This window comes from Citricoccus nitrophenolicus, from assembly GCF_047305825.1.
GTDB classification, from domain to species: domain Bacteria; phylum Actinomycetota; class Actinomycetes; order Actinomycetales; family Micrococcaceae; genus Citricoccus; species Citricoccus nitrophenolicus.
This window is the reverse complement of the sequence record NZ_CP063070.1, coordinates 1,222,987-1,246,447: the sequence shown is the minus strand read 5'-3', so window position 1 is coordinate 1,246,447 and position 23,461 is coordinate 1,222,987. Positions and strand designations below refer to the sequence as shown.

Here is a 23,461-nt window from a genome sequence, read left to right as displayed (position 1 = left end):
GGCCGGCCAGACGTGGTCGGTTCCCGAGCCCCACCACCGGCCGTGCTGCTGCCGGGTCACCGGGGCGGTCATCGGGACCGGCAGCAGGCCCTTCCGGGCTCCGGTCTGTGGAGCAGGGGCGTGCCAGACGCTGGCTGGCCGGACGCCTGGCCGATCCCGCGCGGCAGCGCAACGGGGCCGAGGCGGCCAGGCCGGAAGCGGTGCCGCCGGAGCTGGCGGCTGAGGCGGTTCGCCGGCACCTGCCGGTGGTCACCCCACAGGAGGCGGCCGCGCAGATGCAGGCGGTGACAGATGACCTCACCGGGCTCGGGGAGCTGGCCGGCCCGGCTCGGACCCCCGGCGTCACGGACGTCCTCGTGGACGGGTCCGGGACCATCTGGACGGATGGGCTGGAGGGCCTGCAGGCCACGGGCCAGCGGGTGGAGGCCGGGGATGCCCGCCGGCTGGCGGTGCGGCTGCTGGCCCAGGGCGGGCGCCGGCTCGACGAGGGACAGCCGTTCGGCGACGCCCAGGTCACCGGGGCCCGGGTGCACGCCATCCTGCCCCCGCTGGCCGCAGGGGGAACCCAGATCAGCGTCCGGTTGGCGGCCCCGGAACCGCCAGGACTCGGCAGCCTGGCCCGCGGCTGGCCGCACGGAGAGATCTGGCTGACCGCGCTGCAGCATCTGGTGCAGTCCCGCGCCAATCTCCTGATCAGTGGCGCCACGGGGTCCGGCAAGACCACCCTGCTCTCTGCCCTGCTCGCTGAGGTTCCTGCCGACGAACGGATCATCACCGTGGAGGACACCCGGGAACTGCGTCCCCGGCATGGGCACGTGGTCTCCCTGCAGGCCCGGTCCGGCAACGCCGAGGGAACCGGCGGTGTGCCGCTGTCCGAACTCGTCCGGCAGGCCCTGCGCATGCGGCCCGACCGGCTCATCGTCGGGGAGTGCCGTGGCTCGGAGGTCGCCGACTTCCTGGCGGCCATGAACACCGGGCATCGGGGTGCCGCGGGAACGCTCCACGCCAATTCGGCCGCGGATGTCCCGGCTCGGTTGTTCGCCATGGGAGCCCTGGCGGGCCTGGGTGCCGAGGCGTTGGCCCTGCAGGCCTCGAGCGCGGTGGACGCAGTGCTCCACTTGGGCCGCACGGACGGCGGTCGGCATCCGGTGGAACTGGCCGTGGTGGACCGGTCCGGGCCACGGGAGGGAACCTTCCGCGTGGTCCCGGCCTGGACACTCGCCGGTGGTGCCCTGATGCCGGGACCTGGCCGGGACCTGCTGGAGGCACAGAGCGGTGCGACCGGCCGGCGCGGAAGGGGGCGTCATGTCCTGGGTAGCTGAGGCACTGCATGGGAACGGCGGGCACCGCGGGGAGCGCCGGGGATGGCGGTGGTGGCCCGGGCAGGCCAGACGCCGCCGGGAGCGGAACGCCGAGGCCTTCATCACCCTGTTGCGGCGTGCAGCGGCCCTGTTGCAGGCGGGCCGTCGTCCCGAGCGGATCTGGGCGGAACTGGCCGGGCTCTATCCGCCGTGCCGCGTGGCTGGCAGGACGCAGTCCTCGTGCTGCCTGCACCACGTTCTGACGGCGGCGGACGTGGAGGTCCTGCTCGGCGGCTCGCCCTTCGCCGAGACCCACGGTCCGGGGGAGGGCCGCCACTGGCGCCAGCTGGATGGCTGCCTCGGAGTCTCCCGGCAGGCCGGGATCCCGCTGGCCAGGCTCCTGGACCGTCTGGCGGACGCGCTGGAGGAGGGGCAGGATGCCCACCAGGCCCGGGAAGCCGCGGCCGCGGGTCCCCGCTCCACGGCGCGGCTGCTGGGCTTCCTGCCGCTGGCCGGGGTGGGGATGTCCGCCGCTCTCGGGGCACCACCGGCGGAACTGCTCTCCGAGCCCATCGGCTGGCTGGTGGTGGGCACGGGTGGTGCCCTGGCCGTCGTGGGGCATCTGTGGACCCGAGCGCTCATGCGGCGATCGGAGGCCTCCTCGTGACGCCGGAGGGGCCCGACCACCCCGACCGCCCCGACCGCTCGGCTCGCTCGGGCCGGCCCCTGTTGCCTCGGCAGGCTGGCGGGATCGGCGAGGACGAGACCGAGGCCGCAGTGGATGCCGCGGTGGCGCTGGACCTGCTGGCAGGCCTGCTCGACTCGGGCCAATCCCTGGTCTCCGGGCTCGACCTGATCGGTTCTCACCTGCCGGGAGCCGGGCCGGTCCGCCGGGTGGCCCTGCTGCTGCGGGTCGGGGTGGAGTGGGACGAGGCATGGACGGCGCACGAGCCGGAGGCCAGTTGCCCGGACCTGCAGGAACTGGCGGGAGAACTCCGCTTTGCGCACTTCACGGGAGCGCCCACGGCGGCCCTGCTGCGCTCCACCGCGGCCTCACTCCGTAGGAATCGGAAGCGGCGGGCCGAACAGCGGGCGGCGGAGCTCGGGACCCGGCTGGTCCTGCCGCTCGGACTGTGCCAACTGCCGTCCTTCATCTGCCTCGGGGTGATCCCGCTGGTCCTGGCACTCCTGCCCTAGCGGGACCTGCGGCCACTCGTCCACAACCGCTCACACCCACTCCTCCACACCTGACGGACAGGGCACATCCATCCAGATCCGGTACGGCCCGGACCCCATGACCTGCCCGGCCCGCGCAGGCTGGAACCAGGCGACCACCACCGGCCGCCATTGCGACGAATCGAGGAGACACCATGACTGCCATTGCGCATCCCGAGGTCCGGGACCAGGACCAGCAGGCCACCCAGGAACCGCCTGCGCACCGAGCCGTGTCCCAGGGGCCGGATTGGCGCGACGAGACCGGCGCGCAGACGGCCGAGTACGGGATCGTGACGCTTGCCGCCGTCGGCTTCGCCGGAGTGCTCGCCGTCATCCTGGCCGGGGCGGACGTCCAGGGACTGCTCCTGGGCATCGTCCAGGACGCCCTGAGCTTCGGCTGAGCGGCCCGCCGCCCGCCGGGGCCCGCCGCCTTCCCCCAGGCGGCGGTCCCCGGCCCCGTGCCCAGGTCATGGGCTCGAAGGCACCCCTGGTGCCACAGCACGGCAGACACCCACACATGACAGCCATGCGTGACCCCACCATCGAACCCCCATCGGACCACCATCGGAGGACCCCATGAACCGCCACGACCCGCTCGAGCGGGGATCGGTCACCGCCGAGTACGCCGTGATGCTGCCGGCGGCCGCCCTGGTGCTGGTGGCCGGCCTGCTCGCCGGTGCCGCCACCCTGCAACAGGTCCAGTTGGAGGAGGCGGCGGTGGCCTCCGCGCGGCAGTTGGCTCGCGGGGAGAGTGACGCGGAGGTCCAGTCCACTGTCCGCCGGATGGCCGGAGACGCCACGGAGCTGAGCAGCAGGCGGTCCGCCGGCTGGGTCTCCGTGACGGTGGAACACTCCCCGCCGGGGCCGCTGGCCTGGTGGGACGGTTGGCGGTTGGATGCCACCGCCCATGCACCAGATCAGTGGGCGGTGCCCCCGGCCGCCTCGGCGGCGCCATGAGCCGCGGCCGGCCTGGCGCGCTCGGCTCCCTCCGTGCCACCCGATCATGGGGGGAGGTGGGCGCCGGAAGCATCACGGTACTGATCACGGTGTTCGTGACACTGGTGCTGCTCGGGGCCACAGCAGCCCTGGGCACCTCGGTGACGGCTGCGGCCCGGGCGGCAGGGGCGGCGGACCTGGCCGCCCTGGCCGCCGCGGACGCCGCCCGCGGGCTCGTGGCGGCAGAGCCCTGCACGTTGGCGGTTCAGACGGCCCAGCGCCACGGGGCCACCGTGACCACCTGCGCGGCTGAGCAGAACGGGACGGTGCGGGTACGGACCCGCTACGAGTCGCCGCTGCCGTGGCCCGCAGACGGGACGTCCCGGGCCGGCCCACCCGCCCCGTCGATTCCCCACTCCTCAGCACCCGACCAATCACCGCCAGGACGGGGCACGCCCGGCTGACGCGTCCTGGCGCCGGCGGCCCGCACCCCGTTCAGCACGAAGGCCAGCAGGGTGGCGGCCCCGGCCTTGTCCAGGGGATTGTTCCGGTTGCCGCACTTGGGAGACTGCACGCAGGAGGGGCACCCCGAGGGGCAGGCGCAGGAGCGTACGGTGTCCAAGGTCGCCTGCAGCCAGGCCTCGGCCTCATGGAAGCCACGCTCGGCGAAGCCGGCACCGCCCGGGTGCCCGTCGTAGACGAACACCGAGGGCTGTCCCGTGTCCGGGTGCAGGGCCATGGACACCCCGCCGATGTCCCAGCGGTCGTTCGAGGCCACGATCGGCAGCAGGCCGATCATGGCATGCTCGGCCGCGTGCAGCGATCCGGGCAGCCGGTCCATGGTGAGTCCGGCAGCCACGAGCGTCTCGGAGGGACAGTGGAACCAGACGGCGGTGGTGAACAGGTCCCGGGCCGGCAGCTCGAGCGGCTCCTCGCCGAGGACCTCGCCGGAGACCAGGGCCTTGCGCTGGTAGGACACCACCTGGGTGGTCACCTTCACCGGGCCCGTGCACCACTGCAGGTCTCCCGCGTCCAACCGCTCCACGGTGTCCAGGACCTCGATCTCGGTGATGTCCCGGGCCTGCGTGAAGTAGTCGGGGGATGCCCGGGACACCAGCACAGCGTGGGCGTCCTCGTCCAGGTCCTCCACCAGGTAGGTGCGGTCCTGGTGGACGTACACGGCCCCGGGGTGGGCCTGATAATGGGTCTGCGGGGAGCCCATGGTGCCGAGCAGGGCCCCGGTCTCCGTGTCGATGATGTCGGTCGGGCCGCCGCCGTCGTCCCGCAGGGACACCAACCCGGCCGCGTGCTCGGGATGGGTCCAGAACCAGCCGGCCGGCCGGCGCCGGAGGTATCCCTCCTCGACCAGCTGCTCCACCAGGGAACGGACCTGCTCCGGGTCCCCGAAGGCATCGAGCCCGTCCGGGACCAGAGGGAGCTCCGCGGCCGCGGCGCAGAGGTGTGGGGCCAGGATGTGCGGATTGGCGGGGTCGGTGACCGAGTCCTCCACGGCCAGCTCGAACACCGCCTCGGGGTGGTGGACCACGTAGGTGTCCAGTGGGTCGTCGCCGGCCACATAGAGGGCCACGGACTCCTGCCCGGCCCGCCCGGCGCGGCCCACCTGCTGGAAGAACGAGGCGCGGGTGCCCGGCCAGCCGGCCACCAGCACGGCGTCCAGCCCGGCGATGTCGATGCCGAGCTCCAGCGCGGGGGTGGAGGCCACCCCCAGCAGGCGACCGGTCCGCAGGGCCGTCTCCACCTCCCGGCGCTCCTCCGGCAGATAGCCGGCGCGGTAGGCCGCCACGCGAGGCGGCAGGGACGGGTCCACCTCAGCCAGCTCACGCTTGGCGGCCGAGGCCATGGCCTCCGCCCCGCGGCGGGAGCGGATGAAGGCGATGGTCCGGGTTCCGGTCACCGCCAGGTCCGCCATCATCCCGGCGCCCTCAGCCGTGGCCGAGCGGCGTACGGGTGCCCCGTTCTCGCCCCGCCGGTCCGTCAGCTCGGGTTCCCAGAAGCCCACCGTCACCGCTCCGTGCGGGGATGCATCCCGGGTGACGGCCTCGGCCTCGGCCCCGATCAGCCGGGAGAAGGACCCGGCAGGGTCCGCGCTGGTGGCCGAGGCCCCGATGAAGACCGGCCCGGCAGCATTCCCGCCGTCCTCACCCCGGCCCGAGCGGTAGTGCGCGCAGACTCGCGCCAGCCGGCGCAGCAGCACGGCCACATGGGAGCCGAACACGCCCCGGTACACGTGGGCCTCGTCGACGACCACGTACCGCAGCCGGCGGAAGAACCGGGACCAGCGCTCGTGGTGGGGCAGGATCCCCACGTGCAGCATGTCTGGATTGGTCAGCAACACGTTGGCATGCTCGCGGGCCCACTTCCGGTCGGCGGGATCCGTGTCCCCGTCGTAGGGGGCCGGGCGCAACCAGGTGGCCCCGTCCCGGGCCAGGGCCCTCCAGGCCTGCAGCTGGTCCGCGGCCAGCGCCTTGGTGGGTGCCAGGTACAGCACGGTGCCCGTGGGGTCCTCGTGCAGGGCGGTGCCGGCAGCCAGCTGGTATCCCAGGGACTTCCCCGAGGCCGTCCCGGTCGCCAACACCACGTGGGTGCCGGCCGCCGCGAGGGCCGCGGCCTCGGCCTGATGCCGCCAGGGCTCCAGTACGCCGGAGCCGCCCAGGGCCTGGGCCAGGGCCGCCGGGGTCCTCTCCGGCCAGGGCACGGTGACGGCTCCGCGCTCGGGCATGTGCCGGACGTGGAGCAGCTGGGGCGGAACAATCCTGCGGCCGAGGGTGCGGGTCAGGGCCTCGGCGTCCCGGGGGTCGTCAGTGCGTGCCGCGCCGTCACCAACGGCGGGGTCCACTCAGTCGGCGTCCGAGTGGGACGGATTCGCGGTGTGGTCATCCGGCGCTCCGTACACGGTGACATCGGCGAGCTCGGTCCAGCCGAGATGGCCGTACAGCGCCTGACCGTCAGCGCTGGCCACGAGCAGCCCCTCCTCCACGTCATGCTCCAGGACCAGCGAGGCGAGGTAGCGCATCACCAGCGAGCCGAGTCCCTGGCGGCGGAAATCGGGGGAGGTCCAGATGCGGTCGAACACGGCGTAGCCGTCCACGGCCGCCACACGACCGCGCGCCGCCACGGCGCCCTCGCCCCGGGAGTGCTGGTCCGTGCTGGTGATGGTCACCAGGAACCAGTCCGGGTCGTTGCGCTGGACCTCAGCCTCGAACTCCTCGGGCACGATCGGGGCCTCGACGTCCTGGCCGCCCATGTCCACCACCATCAGCATCTCGCTCGTGGAGACCGCCTGGAGGGGGACGTCCGCGGGGACGGGTGGCGGAGTCCCCACCACCGTCAGCAGCCGGCCCGGGTGGCCCTGGACCTCGGCGGACACGGCCTTCAGTGCGGCCTCGTCCGGGTCGGCCAGGATGTACTCCCACTGCTGGCCGTCTCCGGTCTGGTGGCCGCTGCGCAGGGCGGCATGGACCACACCGTCATGGTGCACGTCATAGTTTCGGCAGCGGGACCACCCGGTCACCCAGGTGCTGACCAGCGCGTCGTTCAGGGCAGAAGTCATGGGACGAGACTAACCGCAGGGGGACCGAACCCGCACGGCCCGGAGCCGGCTCTCCGCCGGATCCCGCCAAATCGTCACCAGTCTGTAGCCTCCGGTCCACGGCCCAGTGGCCTCGGGTCCACGGCGCCCGCCCGGCTACCCTAGATGCGGTGAGCCAGTCCAAGATCGCCCTGTTCTACCGCTTCGCCCCGCTGCCGGACCCGGAGGCCGTGCGCCTGTGGCAACACGCACTGGCCGAACGCTGGGGGCTGACCGGACGCATCATCGTGGCTCCCCACGGGATCAACGGCACGGTGGGCGGCCCGATCGCCGCTGTGAAGCAATATGTCAAGACCACCCGCTCCTACGGGCCCTTCGCAGGCCTGGACGTCAAGTGGTCAGACGGCTCGGCGGAGGACTTCCCGCGGCTCTCCGTCAGGGTCCGCCCCGAGCTGGTGGCCTTCGGCGTCCCCGAGGAGGTCACCGTCACCGGTGCGGGGGTGGAGGGCACCGGCACCCACGTGGGGCCGGCCGCCCTGCACCGGCTGGTCCAGGAGAAGGAGGAGGCCGGCACCCCGGTGGTGTTCTTCGACGGGCGCAACGCCCCGGAGGCGCAGATCGGCCGCTTCGCCGGGGCCGTGGTCCCGGACACCGCCACCACGCGGGACTTCGTGACCGAGCTGGACTCCGGCAAGTACGACCACCTCAAGGACCAGCCCGTGGTCACGTACTGCACCGGCGGGATTCGCTGCGAGGTCCTCAGTGCCCTCATGCAGCGCCGGGGCTTCAGCGAGGTCTACCAGCTTGAGGGCGGGATCGCGAAGTACGGGGAGACCTACGGAGATGACGGCCTGTGGGAAGGCTCACTCGCCGTCTTCGACCAGCGCATGCGGCTGGAGTTCTCCGATCAGGCCGCCGTGATCGGCCGCTGCGCCCTCTGTGGGGGGCCAACGTCCGAACTGCGCAACTGTGCCGACCCGGGGTGTCAGACCCTGGAGGCCGTCTGTGACGGCTGCGCCGCCTCATTGCCGGATCGCCGATGCGGAGAGTGCACCAGAATGAGGCCATGAGCACCACCACCCCGGATTCCAACGCGGCACCGACAGCCCCGCCCTTCAACCGCGCCATGATCGATCCCCCGCCAGCCGGTGCTGGCTCGGTCCAGGCGCTCGCCACGGATCTACGGGCCCTCGGCTACACGGCAGACGGTGTGGGAACCCTGCTCGGGACGGCGGCCACCGCAGCTCTGGACCGAGAACAGGCCGAGCCGGCCCGGCACGTGGTGGCCCGGGTGATGGGCGACGACGGCGCCCCCGCCTCACAGCGCGCCCTCGCCGCCGTGGTGTCCTGCTGGATGCTCGGCGATCCGGTCCCGGTGGCGGCCCTGGACGGCGCCCTGCCGACCCTGGGGGCCGCAGGCGCCGCTGCCCTGAACCTGGGCTGGGTCCGTGAGGGGTGTCTGCATCCGGTGGTGGACCTCTCCCCGTATGCCGCCGACGATCACGGGGACCTGTGGGTGGCCAGTGACCAGACGGCCCTGCAGACCCGATCCGCCCTGCCGGCCTGGCATGTGGTGGGGATCGGCCGGGCGTCCCTGACATTGGCCGGCAACATCATCCGCCGGCCGGTGGCCCGCGCCCTGGACCTGGGCACCGGTTGCGGCATCCAGGCCCTGCACCTGCTGGCGCATGCCGAGCACGTCACCGCCACGGACCTGTCCGGACGAGCGCTGGAGTTCACGGCGTTCAACCTGGTCCTCAACGCCGAGGTACTCGGCCTGGCCGGCACGGACCCGCAGTGGGGACCGGGAGGAGACGTCGCCGAGGCGCTCTACGGACCGGGGGGACGGGTGACGCTGGCCACCGGTGACCTTCTGGAACCGGTGGCCGGGCAGCGCTTCGACCTCGTGGTCTCCAACCCACCCTTCGTCATCACCCCGCGCGGCGCGTCAGGCCCGGATCAGGGGGCACTGGATCCGGACCGCCTGAGCCCGTTGGCCGGCATCAACACCTACCGGGACGGGGGTCGCCCCGGGGACAGCCTGCTGGCCCAGCTCGTGGCGCGACTGCCCGAGCACCTGAAGCCCGGGGGCATCGTGCAGATGCTCGGAAACTGGGAGATCCATCACGAGGGACGGAGCGGTCAGAGCGGTCAGAGCGGCCAGAACAGCCAGAACGACCACGCCGCGGGCGCCGACCCAGACGATCGGAATGGTCAGCGCGAGCCGGACCAGCGGGTGCCCGGGGCTGCCAGCCCGCAATGGTCCGGCTGGGACGCCAGGCCGCGTAGCTGGGTCCCGGAGGGCACGGATGCCTGGTTCCTCCAGCGGGACCTGTTGGACCCGTCCGGGTACGCCGAGACGTGGCTGCAGGACTCCTCCGAGCAGTTGGACCCGGCCGGCTACGGGACCGGCTACCGCCGCTACCTGGAGGACTTCGAGGCACGAGGCGTGGCCGCCGTCGGCTTCGGCTACCTGTGGATGCGCCGCCCGGAGGCGGACCGGGATGGCCGGATCCGCACCGAGGTCCTCGAATCGGAGTTGCAGCAGCCGCTGGGCCCGGCCTGGGCGGCCGCGGTGGAGCGCTGGGACCTCGTGGCCGGCGCGGACGGCACCAACGCGGGATCGGAGGCCGCCGGGGACCTCGGGCACCTGCGCGCCCTGCACGTGCTGGTCCCGGGGGACGTGACCGAGGAACGCCACCAGCGATTCGGCGCGGATCACCCGGAGGTCATCCTGGCCCGTCAGGGCGGCGGGTTCCGGCGCACAGCCCACCTGGACACGGCCACGGCCGGATTCCTCGCGGCCGCGGACGGCGAGTTCACCGTGGGTCAGCTCGCCGGCGCCGTGGCGGGACTGTTGGAACTGGACGAAGCGGGGGAGGCGGCGCTGCTGGAGGCCGTCGCCGAGCTCCTGACGGACGGCTTCCTGGTGCCCGTCCCGGACGGCGACTCGGACTGAAGCCGCTCCGTTGTGTGACTGAAATCACTACGAGTGTGAATCAGGGCACCCGAATTGTGAAAGAAGTGCCTAGAATCTCTATCCATGACTGAACAAGACACCGCTCCGACCTCCGGGGGCGGAACGGCGCCGGGCGCCCGGACGCCGGTGGTCATCTCGGACCCCCAGGCCATCAGGGCGCTGGCCCACGAAGCGCGGCTCGAGGCGCTCGAGGAGCTGTTCGCCTCGCAGTCCACCCGCACGGCCACCGAGCTGGCCTCCCGGTGCGGCCTGACACCCTCGGCCATGAGTTATCACCTGCGAGCCCTGGAGAAGTACGGATTCGTGGAGCGGTCGCCGTCCGAGGGGGACGGGCGGGAGCGGCGCTGGAAGGCCGCCGGCTACTCGCTGCTGGTCAACTCGCTGAACCACTCCCCGGCATCCAAGCAGGCGTTCATCGACGTGCAGTTGAACACCTTCCGGGACCGGATCATGAAGGAGGTGGCCCGGCGCGAGGCGGAGGACCAGGAGGCGCGGGAGGCTGCTGAGCGCGCGGTGGCCGCTGCCCAGGATGACAACGCCGCCCTGGACGGGGAGACGAGCCAGCAGGGCCACTCCGGTGCGCCGGATGGGCCGCGCCCGCCGGTGCTGTCCACGGGGATGGTCTTCGTCAATGCGGAGCAGCGCGCGGAGTTCCAGCGGCGGCTCACCGCGCTGATCGACGAGTTCGAGGAGCTCAACCCTGCCTCGGAACGCTCCGTGGACGCCGAGCGTGTCTACTACCTCGTCTCGGTGCTGGCGGACCCTGCCTCGGAACCCCGGTAAACGGCCTCATCGGCGGGGAAAGTCGGCCTGCGTCAGGGACCGGTCCCGTGGTGCCGTTACATTGGTAGGGCACCGGGCGGTCCGCCTGGAACCTGAAGGCGGCCATCCGCCGGGCCAGCCGGGCCCGGTGGACATCCCCGTCCGGCGACGAATAGGAGCCTGAGTGTCCGAGAAGACGTCCAAGAAGACCACGTCCTCCGGTGACGGAACGAAACTGGTCATCGTGGAGTCCCCTGCCAAGTCCAAGTCCATCGCCAAGTACCTGGGCGAGGGATGGGTGGTGGACGCCTCGGCGGGCCACATCCGGGACCTGCCGCAGCCCTCGGACCTGCCGGCGGAGATGAAGAAGGGGCCGTACGGTCGTTTCGCGGTGGACACCACCAACGGCTTCGAGCCCTACTACGTGGTCTACCCGGACAAGCGCAAGCGTGTGGCGGACCTGAAGCGCCTGCTGAAGGACTCCTCCGCCCTCTACCTCGCCACGGACGCCGACCGCGAGGGCGAGGCCATCGCGTGGCACCTGCTCCAGGAGCTCAAGCCGAAGGTCCCCGTCTACCGGATGGCCTTCACCGAGATCACCAAGGAGGGGATCGCCCGCGGCCTGGAGAACGTCCGGGAGATCGACGCCGACCTCGTGGACGCCCAGGAGACCCGCCGCATCCTCGACCGCCTGTTCGGCTACGAGATCTCCCCGGTGCTGTGGCGCAAGGTCCGCCAGGGCCTCTCTGCCGGCCGCGTGCAGTCCGTGGCCACCCGACTGGTGGTGGAGCGCGAGCGCGAGCGGATGGCGTTCATCCCGGCGTCCTACTGGGATCTGGACGGCACCTTCACGGCCGACGAGGGCAAGGGCGCCGGTGAGTCCTTCACCGCGCGGCTGAACACGGTGGACGGCCAGCGCATCGCCACGGGCCGCGACTTCGACGACCGCGGCCAGCTGAAGAAGTCCGCCGCCGGCAAGGTCGCCACCCTGACCGAGGCCACCGCCACGGCGCTCGCCTCCGGCCTGCAGGGGGCCACCTTCACGGTCGACTCGGTGGAGGACAAGCCCTACACCCGCCGCCCGGCTGCCCCGTTCACCACCTCCACGCTGCAGCAGGACGCCTCCCGCAAACTGCGGTTCTCCTCGAAGGTGACCATGCAGGTGGCCCAGCGCCTGTATGAGAACGGCTACATCACCTACATGCGTACTGACTCGGTCAACCTCTCGGACGAGGCCATCACGGCGGCCCGCCGCCAGGCCACCGAGCTCTACGGCCCCGAGTCCGTCCCGCAGGCCAAGCGCGTGTACACGTCCAAGAACGACTCGGCGCAGGAGGCTCACGAGGCCATCCGCCCCGCGGGGGACTCCTTCCGGACCCCCGGGCAGGTCTCCGGATCACTCGGCGCTGATGAGTTCCGCCTCTACGAACTGATCTGGAAGCGCACCATCGCCTCACAGATGGCCGACGCCAAGGGCTACACCGCCACCGTCAAGCTCTCCGGCACCGCGCTGGAGACCGGCGGGGACATGGCAGGCCGCACAGCCGGCTTCAGCGCCTCCGGCACCGTCATCACCTTCCCCGGCTTCCTGGCCGCCTATGAGGAGGGCAAGGACGGGGAGTCTGACAAGCAGGAGGGCAAGGACAAGCGCCTGCCCGAGGTCGCCACGGGTGAGGCCCTCACCGGCGAGGATGTCATCGCCTCCGGGCACGAGACCTCCCCGCCCCCGCGCTACACCGAGGCGTCGATCGTGGCCGAGCTGGAGAAGCGGGAGATCGGCCGCCCATCCACGTTCGCCCCCACCATCTCCACGATCATGGACCGCGGCTACGTCTCCAAGCGCGGCAATGCGCTGGTGCCGTCCTGGACCGCGTTCAGCGTGATCCGTCTGCTGGAGGAGCACTTCGGCACCTACGTGGACTATGACTTCACGGCACGCATGGAGGACGACCTGGACCGGATCGCCGCCGGCGAGCTCGAGCGCGAGGCCTGGTTGCAGGCGTTCTACTTCGGCGCGGAGTCGGGCGCAGAGGGGCTCAAGTCCGTGGTGGACAACCTGGGGGACATCGACGCCCGGGCGGTGAACTCCATCCCGGTGGCGGACGGCATCACCCTGCGGGTGGGCAAGTTCGGCCCCTACCTGGAGAAGGATCTCCCGGCGGAGTCCCCGGAGGGCACCGACCCGGAGCGGGCCAACGTTCCCGAGGACCTGGCCCCGGACGAGCTGACGGCCGAGAAGGCCGTGGAGATCTTCGCCACCGCCGGCCCGTCCGAGGTCGCGCTCGGCACCGACCCGGAGACCGGTCGGAGCATCGTGGCCAAGGACGGCCGCTACGGGCCGTACGTCACCGAGGTCATCCAGGAGATGACCGAGGAGGAGCTGGCCGCCTGGATGGAGGCCCAGCCCACGGAGTACTACAAGAACGGCAAGCCCAAACCGAAGAAGAAGCCGGCCAAGGTCAAGCCGCGGACCGGTTCCCTGCTGAAGTCCATGACCCTGGAGACGGTCACCCTCGAGGACGCCCTGAAGCTCATGAGCCTGCCCCGGGTGGTCGGTCAGGACGCGGAGGGCACGGAGATCACCGCCCAGAACGGACGCTTCGGCCCTTACCTGAAGAAGGGCACGGACTCCCGCTCGCTGGAGACCGAGGAGCAGATCTTCACCATCACGCTGGAGGAGGCGCTGGCCATCTACGCCCAGCCCAAGCAGCGCGGGCGAGGGGCTGCGAAACCGCCGCTGGCCGAGTTCGGTGAGGACCCGACGTCGGGCAAGAAGGTGGTGGTCAAGGACGGCCGCTTCGGACCGTACGTGACGGACGGGGAGACCAACATCACCGTGCCACGGGCCATGGACCCGGAGTCCCTGACTGCCGAGCAGGCCTACGAGCTGCTGGCGGACAAGCGGGCCAAGGGGCCGGCCAAGAAGCCGGCCCGCAAGCCCGCGGCTCGCAAGGCCCCCGCCAAGTCGGCCAAGAAGTAGCGGAAGAAGAAGGCAGACCATGCGTCTGGGCGTCCTGGACATCGGCTCGAACACCGTCCACCTGTTGCTGGTGGACGCGCACCCCGGTGCACGTCCCTCCGCCTACGCGGACCACAAGCGATCCCTGTCCCTGCTGAACCACCAGGACGCCGAGGGCCACATCAGGGCCTCCGGGCAGGATGCGCTCGTGACCTTCATCAAGGAGGCCGTGACGTTCGCGGTGGCCAACGGAGCCGAGGACATGATCGCCTTCTGCACCTCGGCCATCCGCGAGTCGGGCAACGGCGCGGAGGTGCTGGAGCGGGTGACCCGGGAGACCTCGGTGTACCTCACCGAGCTCTCCGGGGACCAGGAGGCCGCGATGACCTACTTCGCGGTGCGCCGGTGGCAGGGCTGGGACGTGGGCTCCATCCTGAACTTCGACATCGGCGGGGGCTCCTTCGAGATCGCCTATGGCACGGACGAGCTGCCCAGTCACGCGGTGTCCATACCCCTGGGCGCCGGCCGGCTGACCCGGGACTGGCTGCCCGCGGACCCGCCCACGCCGAAGTCCATCAAGAAGCTGCGCAAGCACATCAAGGCCACCATCGCGGAGGCTGCTGCGGGGTTCCCGCCGATGACCTCACCCGTGCTGGTGACCGGGACCTCGAAGACCTTCCGCTCCCTGGCCCGCATCACGGGGGCCGCCCCCTTGGCCGAGGGGCCCTTCGTCAAGCGGCACCTGCGCCGCGAGGACCTGGGCCTGTGGGTCAACCGGATGGCCGCCATGACGGCCAAGGAACGGGCCGGACTGCCCGGGGTCTCCGAGGTGCGGGCTGCACAGATGCTCGCGGGAGGCATGGTGGCCGAGGCCGCCATGGAGCAGTTCAGGGTCAACCAGCTGGAGATCTGCCCTTGGGCGCTGCGCGAGGGGCTGATCATGCGTAGGCTGGACGCCCTGGTCCAGGAGGGCCTTCTGGGGCAGGACACCATTCCGGGCGTCGGGAACGTGGTCCTCAATCCGGACCCGATGCTGCCGGGCTTCTCCGTGGGGGTGACCAGTGATTGAGCACGCTGAGGACTCTGAGCACACCGAGAGCGCCGGAAACTCCACAGGGCACAGCGGGGGCCGTCCGGCGGATCCTGCGCGGACCGGTCCCTGGGGCGGCGTCGAGGCAGAGCGCGACTGCCGCCCGGCGGGTGTCCGGGAAGGCGCCGCGGCAGCCCTGGGTGGCACCGCCCACCCTGCGTTGGGCCCCGGCAGGCTGGCGGCCGCGCTGGAACCCGGCCGGTCCGGGGCCGGGCGTCCCGCCCTGGACCCGATGACCTCGATGGACCAGGAGCCACGGCAGGTCCCGGTGACCCTGTCCTCATCCTCGGTCTTTCCGCTGGGCACCCAGGACGTGTTCGCCACGGCCGCAGACCTCGGCTATGACGGCGTGGAGGTCATGGTCACCCACAACTCCTGGTCCCAGGACGCGGTGAGGCTGAACCGTCTCGCTGACCAGCACCAGATGCCGATCCACTCGATCCATGCCCCCACGCTGCTGTTCACCCAGCAGGTCTGGGGCTCGGCCTGGAACAAGATCGCCAAGAGTGCCGAGCTGGCCCGGGAGGTGGGCGCCGAGGTGGTGGTGGCGCACCCGCCCTTCCGCTGGCAGGGCAACTACGCCTCCGGCTTCGCAGAGGGCATCCGCGAGATCATGGACGCCACCGGGGTGATGATCTGCGTGGAGAACATGTACCCGTGGCGGGCCGGCGGCCGCGAGGCCAAGATGTACCTGCCCCACTGGGATCCCATCTCGCAGGGCTACGAGCATGTGATCTGGGATTTCTCCCATGCCGCGATCGCCCAGATGGACTCGCTGGATGCCTTTGCCGTATTGGGCGAGCGGCTCAAGCACGTGCACCTCACGGACGGCACCGCCAACGGCAAGGACGAGCACCTGCTGCCCGGGGACGGGGACCAGCCCGTGGCCGCCGCGATCGAGTACCTCGGGGAGATCGGCTGGGGTGGGGCCGTCTGCGTGGAGGTCGGAACCCGGAAGACCAAGTACGCCGGCGAACGCGAGGAGATGCTGATCTACTCTCTCGAGTTCGCCCGGAACCACCTTGCTGCCGGGGCCGCGCGTGCGGTCGAGGCGGCCGAAAGGAGCACCACAGCATGACTGCCGCACCGACCATCGCCCTGCTCGGACTCGGGAGCATGAACGGAGCCATCCTCGCCGGCCTGCTCGCCGCCGGGACGGCCCCGGAGTCAGTGTGCGCCACTGGCCACTCGGCTGCCAATGCGCGCCGGCAGGAGGAGCGATTCCGCGTCACTGTGACCGCCACCGAGGTCGACCCCGAGGCGAATCGCAACGCTGCGGCCGGGGCCGACGTCGTGCTCCTGGGGGTCAAGCCCAAGGACATCCTGGCCCTGTGCCGGGAGGTCGCCGGCGCCCTGCGTCCGGGGACCGTGGTGGTGTCCGTGGCGGCCGGGATCCCGCTGGCGGCCATGGAACGCCACCTGCCGGCGGAGCAGCCGGTGGTGCGGACCATGCCGAACACGCCGCTGACCGTGGGCCGGGGAGTGGTCGGAATGGCCGCCGGGAGCGCTGTCACCGAGGAACACCTGGACACGGTCACGAGGCTCTTCGCCGGCTCCGGCACGGTGCACCGCGTGGCGGAGGAGCAGATCGACGCCGTGGCAGCCGTCTCTGGCTCCGGGCCCGCCTACGCCTTCCTCCTCGCCGAGCTGATGGCCGCCGGGGGAGAGAGGATGGGGCTGGACGCGGATCTGGCCGCAGAGCTGGCTCGGGACACGGTGGCCGGCGCCGGGCGGATGCTGGCCGAGCCGGGAACGGATGCCGCCGCGCTGCGGAAGGCCGTCACCAGTCCGAACGGCACCACCGAGGCGGCCGTGGACTCGTTCCTGGCGGCTGACCTGGCCGGGATCATCGCCCGTGGGATGCAGGCCTCCGCGGACCGCGGCCGGGCCATCAGCGAGGAGTACGGGGGGTCCTAGCCACTCAGGGGCGCGCGGCGAAGCGTTCCAGCAGGTCCGTGTGGCCGGACACGATCAGGGTGTCCCGGGGGCCCACGGTGGTGTCCGGCTGGGCGTAGGTGAAGTCCTCGCCGGGGGTCTTCACCCCCACGATCGTCACGCCGTACTTGGCGCGAATGTCCGATTCGGCCAGGGTGAACCCCACCGCCTCCGTGGGCGGGTACATCTTGACGATGGCGAAGTCGTCGTCGAACTCGATGAAGTCCAGCATCCGCCCGCCCACCAGGTGGGCGGCGCGCACCCCGGCGTCGTGCTCCGGGTAGATCACGTGGTGTGCGCCGATCCGGCGCAGGATCTTGCCGTGGGCCGGGGTGATGGCCTTGACCCAGATGTGCTGTACTCCCAGATCCACGAGGTTCACGGTGATCAGCACGGAGGACTCGATCGAGGTGCCCACCCCCACCACGGCGGTGGCGAACTCCTGGGCACCGAGCTGGCGCAGCGCCTCGAGGTCGGTGGCATCGGCCTCCACCACGTGGGTCAGCACACCGGCCCACTTCTGCACCAGTGTCGGGTCGCGCTCGATCGCCATCACCTCGCGTCCCTGGGTGACGAGCTGCTCGCCCACGGCGGTGCCGAAGCGGCCCAGGCCGATCAGCAGCACCGGGGCGTGGGGATCCGGACGGTTCTCAGCCAATGATCGGCCTCTCCTCGGGGTACCGGAACAGGTTACGCCGCTGACGCAGGGCCAGCGCGGACGCGAAGGTGATCGTACCAACACGGCCCGCGAACATCAGGGCGGTCAGCACGTACTTGCCCGCGGGGGGCAGCTCTGCGGTGAGCCCGGTGGTCAGCCCGCAGGTGCCGAAGGCGCTGAGCACCTCGAACAGGGGCCGCTGCAGGGACTCTCCACTGATGGCCACCAGCGCCATGGTGCTGACCAGCACGAGCGTGGCGCCGAGCGCCAGCACCGAGATGGCCACGCGCAGGGACCCGGGGGCGATGGTGCGCCCGTGGGTGGTGACCTCGCGGTCACCGCGGGCCTCGGCCACGATGGCCAGGAACATCACGGCCAGAGTGGTGACCTTGATGCCGCCGGCAGTGGAGGCGGAGCCACCGCCCACGAACATCAGGGCGTCCGTCAGCAGCAACGTCTCGGCATACTGCTCGTTCACGTCATAGACGGCGAAGCCGCCGGAACGGGTCATCACGGAGCCGAACAGCGAATACTGGATCCGCTCTCCGACCCCGTACTGGCCGAGTGTGGCGGGGTTGGACCACTCGAAGAGCCCGATCAGCAGGGCGCCGCCCAGCACCAGGGCCACGGTGGTGGTCACGGTGAGCTTGGTGTGCAGGTTCCACCGGGACCACTTCCACCGCTGCTTCAGCAGCACCATCACCACGGGGAAGCCCAGGGCCCCGGCGAACACGCCCGCGGTGATCGTCCACACGATCCAGGGATCCTGCAGGAGGGAACCCAGCCCGTCCGCGTGGATCGTGAAACCGGCGTTGTTGAACGCGGACACGGAGTAGAAGATCCCGTGCCACACTCCCTCGGCCAGGGACCCGGCATGCGCCGTGAACCGCGGAATGAGCACCACGGCGAGGGCCAGCTCGAAGAGGAGCGTGGTGGCCACCACCACGCGCAGCAGGGACCCCACCTCGCCGATCCGGCCGGTGCTCATGCCCTCCTGGGTGATGAGCTTGGACCGCACGCCGAGGCGCTTGGAGACGGCCAGGGTCAGCAGCGCCGCCATCGAGAGGATGCCCAGGCCGCCGATCTGTATGGCCACGAGGATCACGAGCTGACCGGCGAAGCTCCACTGCTCGGCGGTGTTGACCGGCGTCAGGCCGGTGACGGTCACGGAGGAGGCGGCCACGAACAGGGCGTCGTGGAAGGCGGTGACGCGGCCGTCCCGGGAGGCGAAGGGCAGGGACAGCAGCGCGGTGAAGACGAGGATCACGAGCGCGAAGGCGAGCAGTGCCGTTCGGGCCGGCGAGGCACCGGCCACCCCGGAGATGAAGCCCCGCACGCGCTGGGTCACGCCGCGGAGCCCGACGCGCGGGACGAGGGCCCGGCGGTCCGCCGACGGTGCGCGGGTGACGGGGGCGGATGACGGAGTCGGGATCCTTCTGCCGGCCCGCCACCGGGGCAGGGGGCTGGGGGTGCGCTGTTGCCGCCTCATGCCTGCTGCCTCACGTCCCTTCTTCCGCCTCATGGCCTGTCTCACGGACCTCCGGCCTGGCGGCGGGCGCCCGGCCGATCCCCATCATCCACCATTCCGGGCCGGCGCCGTGACGTCATCCGCTGCCATTCGCTGCCCTCTGGTGCCGAAGGAAGCATAGTCTGGGCGGTGATGACCACCACACCTGAAGGATCCCTCGGCCCCGCGCCCAGCGGCGAGGCGGCCCCCCTGGGCTCCGCCGCCGTTGTCTGGGATGACGCCCTGCTGCAGTACAGGTTCAGCGCGGCCCATCCCATGGCGCCCGTGCGACTGGACCTGACCTACCGGCTTTCCGCGGCCTTCGGTCTGTTCGACCGGCCGGGGGTGCAGCTGCTCACGCCGGAGGTGGCCTCGGACGAGCTGCTGGCCTCCGTGCATGACCCCGAGTACATCCGTGCGGTACGCGCCGTCAGCACGGGCGAACGGGATGCCGACCTGGAACGCGGCCTGGGCACGGAGGACAACCCGGTCTTCCCGGACATCCACGAGTCCTCCGCCCGGATCCTCGGCGGCTCGGTGTCCGCCGCCCAGGCCCTGTGGACCGGCCAGGTGCGGCACGCGGTGAACTTCGCCGGCGGCCTGCACCACGCCGCTCGGGGACGGGCCAGTGGGTTCTGCATCTACAACGACTGCGCCGCCGCGATCCAGCGGCTGCTGGACCTGGGCGCCGAGCGGGTGGCCTACGTGGACCTGGACGCCCATCACGGCGACGGCGTCGAATCCATCTTCTGGAACGACCCCCGGGTGCTGACGATCTCCGTCCATGAGACCGGGGTCTCCCTCTTCCCAGGCAGCGGGTTCGCCAATGATGCCGGCGGACCTCAGGCCCTCGGCTCGGCCGTCAACGTGGCGGTGCCCCCCGGGACGGCGGACTCCGGCTATCTCCGCGCCGTCCACGCCGTGGTCCCGCAGCTGCTCCAGGCGTTCCGGCCGGAGGTGCTGGTGACCCAGCACGGGTGCGACGGGCACCATACCGACCCGCTGACCAACCTGCGGATGTCCGTGGAGGGCCAGCGCCAGCTCGCCCTGGACGCTGCCGACTGGGCTCGGGACTACGCAGGGGACCGATGGCTGGCCACCGGGGGCGGGGGGTACAGCCCGTTCTCCGTGGTGCCCCGGACCTGGACCCACCTGGTGGCCGCGGCGACAGGACAGCCGGTCAAGGCCGGCGCCGCGATCCCCGCGGAGTGGAGGGAGTACGCGGCCCAGGCCGCCGGGTTGGGGCCGGAGGACGGCCTGGACGGAATCCCTGCCACCATGTCTGACGGGGTGGACGTCTGGTGGCGCTCCTGGGAGGTGGGATATGACCCCTCGGACGCCGTGGACCAGACGATCATGGCGACGCGCAAGGAGATCTTCCCTTACCATGGACTTGACCCCTGGTTCGACTGACACGCCGTTGTATGCTCTGTAGGTGTGCCTCCCGTGGCGGGAGTGCGCCGAGTATTCGATAGGATGTCCGAGGAAGCCATGCTTGGCGCGGCGGGCGCAGAGTGCGTCAGAACATGCCAGGGCAGTGGAAAAGGGGAACGCACGTGGTAGATGCCGGTAATTTCGCGGACACCCGCTTCATGACGGTCACTGAAGTGGCCGAGATGATGCGAGTGTCCCGCATGACCGTGTACCGGATGATCCATGCCGGTGAACTCCCGGCCGTGCGCTTCGGACGGTCCTATCGCGTCCCTGAATCCGCCGTCGAGCAGATCCTGCAGGCCGGCTCCACGGACCTGCGTGCCACCGGAACGGACGGCAGCAGCAGCTGACACGGCCAGCCCTCCGGGGCGGCCCTCGGTCCCGGTTCGTCGCCACGCCCGCCGTCAGGGTAAGGTGTTAGGGATCGTTTTGACCACAGATCTGCGGATCGGCAAAGGACGCCTGTTGCCGTTCCACCAACCACTTAAGAGGTTTCCCTATGGGCTCAGTCATCAAGAAGCGCCGTAAGCGTATGTCCAAGAAGAAGCACCGCAAGCAGCTTCGCAAGACGCGCCACCAGCGCCGCAACAAGAAGTAGGCATCCACCGTACGAGGTGCTGAACCTCCCCGGGACCGTCCCGCCGCAAGGCAGGATGGTCCCGGGGCTTTTTAACACGGATGCGCTGTGACGCGCCTACCATGGAGCCGATGACTGACGCCCAGCCCCGTGGCTCCTCCCAGCCCCCAGTTCCCGTCGAACTCCTCGTCAAGGACGGGTGTCACCTGTGCGCTGACGCCCTGACCGTGGTGGATGAGGTGTGCGGCAGGCTCGGCGTGGCGTGGCGGAGCGTGGATGTGGCCCATCATCCTGAACTGGCCGAACGCCATGCCGAGGAGATCCCCGTGCTGCTGGTGGACGGCGTCCAGCGGGATTTCTGGCGCATCGACCCCTCCCGGCTTGAGCGGCTGCTGACGGCGGGGCGCGCGTGAGTGATCCGCGCCCGGTCCGGGGGGCCGGGCTCTCGCGACCCACCGTCTCCCGGCTGCCCGGCTACCTGCGGGCGCTGTCCACCCTGGCCGGGTCCGGCGCCGTCAGGGTGTCCTCGGCAGAACTCGCCCGGCTCACCGGGTCCAGCCCCGCGGTGCTGCGGCGCGACCTGGCCGGCCTCGGGCAACTGGGCCGCCGCGGAGTGGGGTACCCCGTGGCGACGTTGCAGCAGGCCATCAGCGGGGCCCTGGGACTCATGGAGGACCAGCCCGTGGTCCTGGTGGGCGCCGGTCACCTGGGGTCTGCGCTGGCTGGCTACGCCGGTTTCGCGGACCGGGGGTTGCGCCTGAGTGCCGTGCTCGACGCCGACCCGCGCCTGATCGGGCAGCGGCGCGGGGCAGTGGTGGTCCAGCCGATCGACGAGCTGGAGGAGACCGTCACCGCCGCGGCTGCGCGACTGGCGATCCTGGCCGTGCCGACCGAGGCGGCGCAGTCGGTGGCCGACCGGCTGGTGGCTGCCGGTGTCCGGGGCCTGCTGAACTTTGCCCCCGTGGACCTGGCGGTGCCGGCGGGGGTGACCGTCAGGGCCGTGGACCTGTCCACCGAGCTGCAGATCCTGGCCTTCCATCAGGCTGAACTGCGGCCGTAGCCAGGGGGTTCTGCAGCCGTGTCAGCGGCGCATGGCCTTCTCCCACGCCTTGGCGCGGAGGTACTCGCTGGAGGGCTTCAGGTAGGCGAACACCAGGCCGGCCACGCCCAGGGCCACGTAGACGAAGCCGGGGCCGAAGGCTGCGAGCAGTGACAGCACGGCGAGGATGGTGCCGAAGATCCGGGCGAGGTTGGAGCCGCGGCGGATGCCCGTGGCGATCAGCCAGTACAGGCCGGCCAGGATGGCTGTGAAGACCACGGAGACCACGCGGACCGCGGGCAACATGGACTCCAGGTCCACGCCGCTGACGCCCGCGGCGTCCATCTGCTCCCGGTAGGCGTCCATCATCTCCGGGGTCAGGCCCAGGTTGGGCGAGAGCAGGGAGATCAGCTCGGTGATGAGGAACGCCACGCCTGCCGCGATGATCAGCCAGTAGGAGCGATCGATGGTCTGGGGCTTCTCGATCGGCCCGAAGGGCTGCTGGGCTCCCTGTGATGGATGGCCGTAGGGCTGCTGTCCCGGCTGGGGCTGGCCCTGTGGGGGCTGGCCATAGGGCGACTGTCCCTGCTGACCCTGCTGCGTCTCGCGCGCCCGCCGTGCCTCTTCCAGACGGGCCTGGTGCTCGGCCTGCTGCTCCGGTGTCAGCCGGATCCCGTACTGGGGGCGGTCGTTCGGTTCGTTGCCGGGTTGCTCGGGGTGGTGATCAGTCATGGCGTGTCTCTCCTCCAAGGGATCGGGCGGACGCGGGGCTCCCGTCCAACGCTAGCGTCCGATTCTGACAGTATGGTCCTATGCCTCACGCCACCGTCCACCTCGTCCGCCACGGTGAAGTCCACAACCCGGACCGGGTGCTCTACGGCCGCATCCCCGGCTACGGACTCTCGGAGCTCGGGCACCGCATGGCCTCGGATCTGGGGGACTGGTTCGCCGGGGAGTCGCGGGCCTCGGGCCGCACCCCGGTGCTGCTCGTCTCCTCCTCGCTGCAGCGGGCGCGGGAGACGGCAGCACCCCTGGGGCACGCGCTGTCCCTCGAGCCCGGGGTGGATGACCGCTTCATCGAGGCCACCAACCACTTCGAAGGCGCCGCGCGGGTGTCCCGTCAGCTGTGGAGGCCCCGGCACTGGCCCTTCCTGATCAACCCCCTGCGCCCGTCCTGGGGTGAGCCCTACCGGTCCCAGGTGGCGCGGATGGTCGAGGGGATCACCCGGGTGCGGGACCGTGCGGTGGAGCTCGGCGGCGAAGGCGCCGAGGCCGTCGTCGTGTCCCACCAGCTCCCCATCTGGGTGACCCGCCTCTCGGCCGAGGGCCGGCCACTGTGGCATGACCCGCGCCAGCGCGAGTGCACCCTGACGTCCGTCACCTCGCTGCACTTCGAGCAGGACGGTGCCGCGCCGCGAGTCCAGTACCGCGAACCGAATGCGGCCCTGCTGGCCCAGGCCTCCAACCTCCCCGGCGCCTGAGCCCACCGCGGTATCCCGCGATTCCGCCCACTTCTAC

General features: G+C 71.2%; 23 protein-coding genes and 1 pseudogene. 19 read left to right on the top strand and 5 right to left on the bottom strand.

Annotated features, from left to right (window positions below; all coding sequences use genetic code 11):
* Positions 1-107: 107 nt before the first annotated feature.
* From IMT31_RS05750 to IMT31_RS05725, 6 genes and pseudogenes are all read left to right on the top strand, one after another.
* Positions 108-1,322 carry a TadA family conjugal transfer-associated ATPase gene (locus IMT31_RS05750; RefSeq protein ID WP_413544060.1) on the top strand — a complete coding sequence of 405 codons (1,215 nt, stop codon included), beginning with the start codon at positions 108-110 and terminating at the stop codon, positions 1,320-1,322.
* Complete coding sequence (locus IMT31_RS05745) at positions 1,306-1,968, top strand: type II secretion system F family protein (protein ID WP_413544059.1); 663 nt, start codon at positions 1,306-1,308, stop codon at positions 1,966-1,968. Before IMT31_RS05750 ends, IMT31_RS05745 begins: the two co-directional genes overlap by 17 nt.
* Positions 1,965-2,498 (top strand): type II secretion system F family protein, encoded by a 534-nt coding sequence (locus IMT31_RS05740; protein WP_413544058.1) that lies wholly within the window; start codon positions 1,965-1,967, stop codon positions 2,496-2,498. The genes IMT31_RS05745 and IMT31_RS05740 overlap by 4 nt, the downstream gene beginning before the upstream one ends.
* A 173-nt stretch (positions 2,499-2,671) precedes the next feature.
* On the top strand, positions 2,672-2,917 hold the full coding sequence (locus IMT31_RS05735; RefSeq protein WP_345360314.1) for a DUF4244 domain-containing protein: 246 nt from the start codon (positions 2,672-2,674) through the stop codon (positions 2,915-2,917).
* Between the two features lie 175 nt (positions 2,918-3,092).
* A complete protein-coding gene (locus IMT31_RS05730) occupies positions 3,093-3,473 on the top strand; it encodes a TadE family type IV pilus minor pilin (RefSeq protein WP_345360317.1) in 381 nt (126 codons plus the stop codon).
* Positions 3,470-3,787 (top strand): annotated as a pseudogene (locus IMT31_RS05725) (Rv3654c family TadE-like protein); the annotation flags it as partial. The gene IMT31_RS05730 and the pseudogene IMT31_RS05725, both read left to right, overlap by 4 nt.
* A gap of 8 nt (positions 3,788-3,795) precedes the next feature.
* Here IMT31_RS05725 and IMT31_RS05720 read toward each other — a convergent pair.
* Together IMT31_RS05720 and IMT31_RS05715 are read right to left on the bottom strand one after the other, a co-directional pair.
* The gene (locus tag IMT31_RS05720; protein ID WP_413544372.1) at positions 3,796-6,192 is read right to left on the bottom strand and encodes a DEAD/DEAH box helicase; all 2,397 of its coding nucleotides are present in this window, start codon (positions 6,190-6,192) and stop codon (positions 3,796-3,798) included.
* 117 nt (positions 6,193-6,309) lie between these two features.
* Complete coding sequence (locus IMT31_RS05715; protein ID WP_345360320.1) at positions 6,310-7,023, bottom strand: GNAT family N-acetyltransferase; 714 nt, start codon at positions 7,021-7,023, stop codon at positions 6,310-6,312.
* A 149-nt stretch (positions 7,024-7,172) separates the two neighbouring features.
* On the opposite strand from IMT31_RS05715, the gene IMT31_RS05710 reads away from it, so the two are divergent.
* The 7 genes from IMT31_RS05710 (at position 7,173) to proC (ending at position 16,710) form a co-directional block, all read left to right on the top strand.
* Entirely contained in the window at positions 7,173-8,072 is a 900-nt protein-coding gene (locus IMT31_RS05710; protein WP_413544057.1) for a rhodanese-related sulfurtransferase, read from the top strand.
* On the top strand, positions 8,069-9,961 hold the full coding sequence (locus tag IMT31_RS05705) for a methyltransferase (protein ID WP_413544056.1): 1,893 nt from the start codon (positions 8,069-8,071) through the stop codon (positions 9,959-9,961). Before IMT31_RS05710 ends, IMT31_RS05705 begins: the two co-directional genes overlap by 4 nt.
* Positions 9,962-10,045: 84 nt before the next feature.
* The gene (locus tag IMT31_RS05700; RefSeq protein ID WP_345360329.1) at positions 10,046-10,765 is read left to right on the top strand and encodes a winged helix-turn-helix domain-containing protein; all 720 of its coding nucleotides are present in this window, start codon (positions 10,046-10,048) and stop codon (positions 10,763-10,765) included.
* Positions 10,766-10,928: 163 nt separating this feature from the next.
* Entirely contained in the window at positions 10,929-13,724 is a 2,796-nt protein-coding gene (topA, locus tag IMT31_RS05695) for a type I DNA topoisomerase (protein ID WP_413544055.1), read from the top strand.
* 19 nt (positions 13,725-13,743) lie between these two features.
* Positions 13,744-14,772, top strand: coding sequence for a Ppx/GppA family phosphatase (locus IMT31_RS05690; RefSeq protein ID WP_345360335.1), 1,029 nt, complete (start codon positions 13,744-13,746; stop codon positions 14,770-14,772).
* 253 nt (positions 14,773-15,025) lie between these two features.
* Positions 15,026-15,871 carry a sugar phosphate isomerase/epimerase family protein gene (locus IMT31_RS05685; protein WP_345361049.1) on the top strand — a complete coding sequence of 282 codons (846 nt, stop codon included), beginning with the start codon at positions 15,026-15,028 and terminating at the stop codon, positions 15,869-15,871.
* The gene (gene proC / locus IMT31_RS05680; RefSeq protein WP_413544054.1) at positions 15,868-16,710 is read left to right on the top strand and encodes a pyrroline-5-carboxylate reductase; all 843 of its coding nucleotides are present in this window, start codon (positions 15,868-15,870) and stop codon (positions 16,708-16,710) included. The genes IMT31_RS05685 and proC overlap by 4 nt, the downstream gene beginning before the upstream one ends.
* 4 nt (positions 16,711-16,714) lie before the next feature.
* Here the strand turns inward: proC and IMT31_RS05675 are convergent, their stop codons facing one another.
* Together IMT31_RS05675 and IMT31_RS05670 are read right to left on the bottom strand one after the other, a co-directional pair.
* Positions 16,715-17,386 (bottom strand): TrkA family potassium uptake protein, encoded by a 672-nt coding sequence (locus tag IMT31_RS05675; RefSeq protein WP_345360341.1) that lies wholly within the window; start codon positions 17,384-17,386, stop codon positions 16,715-16,717.
* Positions 17,379-18,875 (bottom strand): TrkH family potassium uptake protein, encoded by a 1,497-nt coding sequence (locus tag IMT31_RS05670; protein WP_413544053.1) that lies wholly within the window; start codon positions 18,873-18,875, stop codon positions 17,379-17,381. The genes IMT31_RS05675 and IMT31_RS05670 overlap by 8 nt, the downstream gene beginning before the upstream one ends.
* A 171-nt stretch (positions 18,876-19,046) precedes the next feature.
* Between IMT31_RS05670 and IMT31_RS05665 the strand changes: the two genes are divergently transcribed.
* From IMT31_RS05665 to IMT31_RS05645, 5 genes are all read left to right on the top strand, one after another.
* Positions 19,047-20,306, top strand: a complete 1,260-nt coding sequence (locus IMT31_RS05665; RefSeq protein ID WP_413544052.1) for an acetoin utilization protein AcuC — start codon at positions 19,047-19,049, stop codon at positions 20,304-20,306.
* 179 nt (positions 20,307-20,485) lie between these two features.
* Entirely contained in the window at positions 20,486-20,677 is a 192-nt protein-coding gene (locus IMT31_RS05660) for a helix-turn-helix domain-containing protein (protein ID WP_345360350.1), read from the top strand.
* A 149-nt stretch (positions 20,678-20,826) separates the two neighbouring features.
* A complete protein-coding gene (locus IMT31_RS05655) occupies positions 20,827-20,925 on the top strand; it encodes a 30S ribosomal protein bS22 (RefSeq protein ID WP_009882927.1) in 99 nt (32 codons plus the stop codon).
* Between the two features lie 110 nt (positions 20,926-21,035).
* Positions 21,036-21,317 carry a glutaredoxin family protein gene (locus tag IMT31_RS05650; RefSeq protein WP_345360353.1) on the top strand — a complete coding sequence of 94 codons (282 nt, stop codon included), beginning with the start codon at positions 21,036-21,038 and terminating at the stop codon, positions 21,315-21,317.
* A complete protein-coding gene (locus tag IMT31_RS05645; RefSeq protein WP_413544051.1) occupies positions 21,314-21,964 on the top strand; it encodes a redox-sensing transcriptional repressor Rex in 651 nt (216 codons plus the stop codon). The genes IMT31_RS05650 and IMT31_RS05645 overlap by 4 nt, the downstream gene beginning before the upstream one ends.
* A 21-nt stretch (positions 21,965-21,985) precedes the next feature.
* Here IMT31_RS05645 and IMT31_RS05640 read toward each other — a convergent pair whose 3' ends face one another.
* Positions 21,986-22,675 carry a hypothetical protein gene (locus IMT31_RS05640; protein ID WP_413544050.1) on the bottom strand — a complete coding sequence of 230 codons (690 nt, stop codon included), beginning with the start codon at positions 22,673-22,675 and terminating at the stop codon, positions 21,986-21,988.
* An 80-nt stretch (positions 22,676-22,755) separates the two neighbouring features.
* Here IMT31_RS05640 and IMT31_RS05635 point away from each other — a divergent pair, with 80 nt between their 5' ends.
* Positions 22,756-23,424: a histidine phosphatase family protein gene (locus IMT31_RS05635; protein WP_345360362.1), complete on the top strand. Its 669-nt coding sequence runs from the start codon at positions 22,756-22,758 to the stop codon at positions 23,422-23,424.
* Positions 23,425-23,461: the final 37 nt, after the last annotated feature.